The following is a 4238-nucleotide window of genomic DNA, read 5'->3' as shown; positions in this document are numbered from 1 at the left end:
GCCAAATATTGTTGGGGTTCGTTCCTCGCCCCAACCTACCATCTACAGCGAATGGTTAGGCCTCGACATAATTTATATCAACATTTGGAAACCACAATTTCCGCCATCTCTCAGTTTTTTCCTCAACTGCTAGCAGCTTTGGAGAGGTGATTTTGTTGTCGCCGAACTGCACATTACCGTCGATAATTCTCGTGTTTATAGCTCCAAATACCTCTCCATCACTACGGAAAAGTCCTCCGATGAGGACGCCACAGTTTCCGCACAACAGCATTTCGGCTGTTTCACTACCCTGCCGGTAACTGTGAAGTAGCTTCGGGTCAGAAACCCGAAGGCTTAGGGTCCCTCCTGGATCAGAGAAATATGATGCACCATGCTTACGGCAAAAGTCGCAATCACAAACTCGAGGACAGTATTCGTGTGGCGCACGCGGTAACCCCACCGAAACGCCGATGCTTCCACAGTGACAGCTTCCAGTTATTTGGTGCATACGCTGCTCCTTACGAGAGGCCTAACGAGGCTGTAGGATAATCCCAAAATAGCCATTTTTGAATTTTCTTCAAAAACAATAATTGTCTTTGGCCATCCTTAAGGTGTGTTTCAGAAGTCATATGACGCGATATGCACTCACCTAAAGAGTTCGCGATTTCAGGGTCAGAGCAACAACTACTCGTGGTGGGGCAACGGGCAAGTGCGGAGTTGACAGCTCGGGACCGGCCAAATGACCGATCCCGACACCCGGTCAACCCATCAGTCAAACAGCTTCCTGATCTCCGCCGCCCGCAACCGCGCCCGGGTGTAGCTGGACAGCGCCTTGACGCCGGCGCCGCAGGAGCGGAACACGCAGACGCCGCGGTCCTTCATGGCGGCCACCAGGGGTTCGTAGAGCTCACCGCCGTCGACGATGCCGATCAGCGGCTTGTCCAGTGCAGCCACCATTTTCGGCATCTGGTGGGCGATGCTCTGCTCGTCGCTGATGTCGTAGCCGGGGCGCAGCTTGTTGTCCACCAGGGTGCGCATCACCGGCGACATGGGGTCGAGGCCCACCACCACGGCATCGATGTTGGGATCGCTGGCCATCGCCTCGGCGCACTGCAGGTGCGCCTCGTCGTCGGCACCGGGATTGATGTCCATGGGGTTGCGGATCTCCATCAGGGCGTCCAGCCGTTTCGCCTTGAGGATTTCGCCAATCCGGGCCTCAGTCTCGGGAGCCATCGCGGCCACTTCCAGGGAGAAGCCGTCCGCCGCAATATTGTCGGCCATGCCCACCGCCTCGAAGCCGGCACCGCTGACCGCGCCCAGACGATTGCCGCCGATGCGCTTGTCGTGCAGGCAGTCGGCGATGTAGAACAGGTCGTTGAAGCGTTCGAAGTCGTCGCACACCATGCCGCCGGCTTGGGTGATGACCGCTTCCAGCAGCGCGAAATCTCCGGCGATGGAGGCGGTGTGGCCCATGGTGGCGTTGGCGCCCGCGCCGGAGCGGCCGGCCTTGTAGAGCACCACCTGCTTGCCTTTCAGTACCGCCTTGCGCACGCCCCTGGCGAAGTGCAGGCCGTCCAGATCACGGAAGCCCTCGGCGTAGACGCCGATGGTGTCGATGCCGTCCAGCTCGGCGAAGTAGTTGACCATGTCGCCGTGGGTGAGGTCGTTCTGGTTGCCCAGGGCGGTCATGTAGGCGGGATCAAGCCAGGGGTTGTGGCTCAAGCGGGTGATCATGAAGGCGCCGCTCTGGCTGATCAGGGCGGAGTTGCGCTGGGCTTTTTTCTGCCCCTGGGGCAGGCGGTTCTTGGGGATGAACCAGGTATCGTACTCGCCCGGGTGGGAGACGATGCCGAGGCAGTTGCCACCCAGGAACACCGGGCCGCCGTCCTCGCTACGGTGTGCCTCGTTGATGCGTTTCATCATCGCCGCCGCCTGGTCACGGCTGGCGGCGGTCTCGCCCAGGCCGCCGGGGATCAGCATTACCGCCTCGGCGGCGTCGTTGGCGATCACTTCGTCCACCAGGTCGTAGACCGCGTCGGCGGCGATGGCCACCACGAACAGGTCCAGCTTGTGCTCCAGGCTGGCGAGACTCCCGGCGCACTTGACGCCGTCGATCTCCTCCTCGTTTGGGCGGATGATGGTGATCTGCGCGGCCGGGTAGCCGCTGGCCAGGATGTTTTTGAGGATGATGCGGCCGAAGTTCATCTTGCTGCCGGAGACGCCGATGATGCCGATGGATTTCGGGTGCAGCATCCGGCCGATCTTGGCGACCGGACGGGGTGCCGGGATCGGCGCCGGTCGCGTGAATGTGCACGTCCCTTCACTGAAAGCGATGCGGTTGTCGCTGAAGCTGAACGGGTTGAGTTCCAGGCGCTCGATCACGAACGGCGCCTCCGGGTTGGTCGGGGCGTAGTGCCGGCCCAGGTGGATGAAGGCATCGAAGCTGTCGATCAGGGTCTGGTCATTCACGCTGCCGTCCAACTGGCGCCAGGCGATGGTCTTTTTAAAGCTGGCCAGCAGGTCCTCGCCGTTGGTCAGGTCGGCGGCGGCGCTTACGTTGCCCTGGCCCTTTTGCAGGGCAGGGGCCAGCAGGCTACCGGTCGTGCCGCCCAGCCCGGCGCTGACCACCATGCCGAACTCCCGGGTGTTGGTCAGGGAGAGGACCAGTTCGGGACCACTCGCCTGTTCACCGCGCTGCTTGCTGCCAAGGGGCAGCCCGGCCATCTCCAGCAGCTGCCGCAATTCGGCGTCGTTCAGGGTCTGGTGGCCATCGCGGGTGCGGGTCTGCAGCAGGGCGGTGATGCCGTCCAGGTCGGGTGTGTTGTTGTTCATAGCGCTGTTCCTGATAGTGGTCAGTGTGACTGTTGCTCTCAGAACGTAGGATGCGGTGAGTGAAACGAACCGCATCGTTGCCGCTCTTGCGTCCAGTGGATGATGCGGTTCGCAAGCTCACCGGCATCCTACGGTTTGTTTCTCCTATCGTGACTCACCCGGTATGTAAGTGAGCAGTTACCTCCCGTTATACCCGCTCGATTACCACTGCGATGCCCTGGCCCACGCCGATGCACATGGTGCAGAGGGCGTAGCGGCCGCCGCTGCGCTGCAACTGGTAGCTGGCGGTGGTGAGCAGGCGCGCGCCGCTCATACCGAGCGGATGACCCAGGGCGATAGCGCCACCGTTGGGGTTGATGCGCTCGTCGTCATCGGCCAGCCCCAAGTGGCGGGTCACCGCCAGGGCCTGGGCGGCGAACGCCTCGTTCAGTTCGATCACATCCATCTGCGCCAGTCCCAGTCCAAGGCGCTGCAGCAGCTTCTCACTGGCCGGGGCCGGGCCGAAGCCCATGGTGCGCGGCGGCACGCCGGCGGTGGCCATGCCGAGGATGCGGGCGCGCGGGGTCAGCCCCTGCTGGCGGGCCGCCGCTTCCGAGGCGATCAACAGGGCGCAGGCGCCGTCGTTGACCCCGGAGGCGTTGCCGGCGGTGACGCTGCCCTCGGGGTGGACAATAGGGCGCAGTTTGGCCAGCTGCTCGATTTGGGTCTGGGGGCGGGCATGCTCATCCCGGTCGAACAGGAGCGGGTCGCCCTTGCGCTGGGGCAGGCTGACCGGGACGATCTCCTCGGTCAGCCTGCCCGCGTCCTGGGCGGCCCCGGTCAACTGCTGGGAGCGCAGGGCGAAGGCGTCCTGGTCCGCGCGGCTGATGCCGAACTCCACGGCCAGGTTCTCGGCGGTCTCCGGCATGGAGTCGACGCCGTACAGCGCCTTCATGCGCGGATTGATGAAGCGCCAGCCGATGGTGGTGTCAAAGATCTCTGCCTGGCGCGAGAAGGCACTCTCCGCCTTGCCCATGACGAACGGGGCGCGGGACATGGACTCCACCCCGCCGGCGATCATCAGCTGCGCCTCGCTGCTCTTGATGGCGCGGGCGGCGCTGCCGACGGCGTCCATGCCGGAGCCGCACAGCCGGTTCAGGGTAGCGCCGGGCACGGTGTCGGGCAGGCCGGCCAGCAGGGCGGTCATGCGCGCCACGTTGCGGTTGTCCTCACCGGCCTGGTTGGCGCAGCCATAGATCAGGTCATCCAGCCGGTACCAGTCGACATCGGGATTGCGTTCCATCAGCGCCCGTACCGGCAGGGCGGCCAGGTCGTCGCTGCGCACGGTGGCCAGGCTGCCGCCGTAGCGGCCGATCGGGGTACGGATGGCGTCGCAGATAAAGGCTTCGGGCATGGTGGTGATCCTTTTGTCGAGGTCAAAATAATTT

Annotated in this window: 3 protein-coding genes; all 3 read right to left on the bottom strand. The window is 63.4% G+C overall.

Features of this window, described 5'->3' with window-relative positions:
- Positions 1-55: 55 nt before the first annotated feature.
- Complete coding sequence (locus NPX02_RS21675) at positions 56-487, bottom strand: GFA family protein (protein ID WP_470423649.1); 432 nt, start codon at positions 485-487, stop codon at positions 56-58.
- Between the two features lie 260 nt (positions 488-747).
- The gene (locus NPX02_RS20860) at positions 748-2811 is read right to left on the bottom strand and encodes a CoA-binding protein (RefSeq protein WP_260295989.1); all 2064 of its coding nucleotides are present in this window, start codon (positions 2809-2811) and stop codon (positions 748-750) included.
- Between the two features lie 187 nt (positions 2812-2998).
- Positions 2999-4238: 3-oxoadipyl-CoA thiolase (pcaF, locus tag NPX02_RS20855; protein ID WP_335342617.1), on the bottom strand; the 1240-nt coding region annotated here is incomplete at its 5' end.

Source organism: Sedimenticola hydrogenitrophicus (assembly GCF_025175675.1).
Classification (GTDB): Bacteria; Pseudomonadota; Gammaproteobacteria; order Chromatiales; family Chromatiaceae; genus Sedimenticola; species Sedimenticola hydrogenitrophicus.
This window is presented reverse-complemented; position numbering and strand designations above follow the sequence as displayed.

What these genes read in the sequence shown, in the direction of transcription:
- NPX02_RS21675 (WP_470423649.1), bottom strand. Translation starts at nt 487, where the DNA reads ATGCACCAAATAACTGGAAGCTGTCACTGTGGAAGCATCGGCGTTTCG.
- NPX02_RS20860 (WP_260295989.1), bottom strand. Translation starts at nt 2,811, where the DNA reads ATGAACAACAACACACCCGACCTGGACGGCATCACCGCCCTGCTGCAG.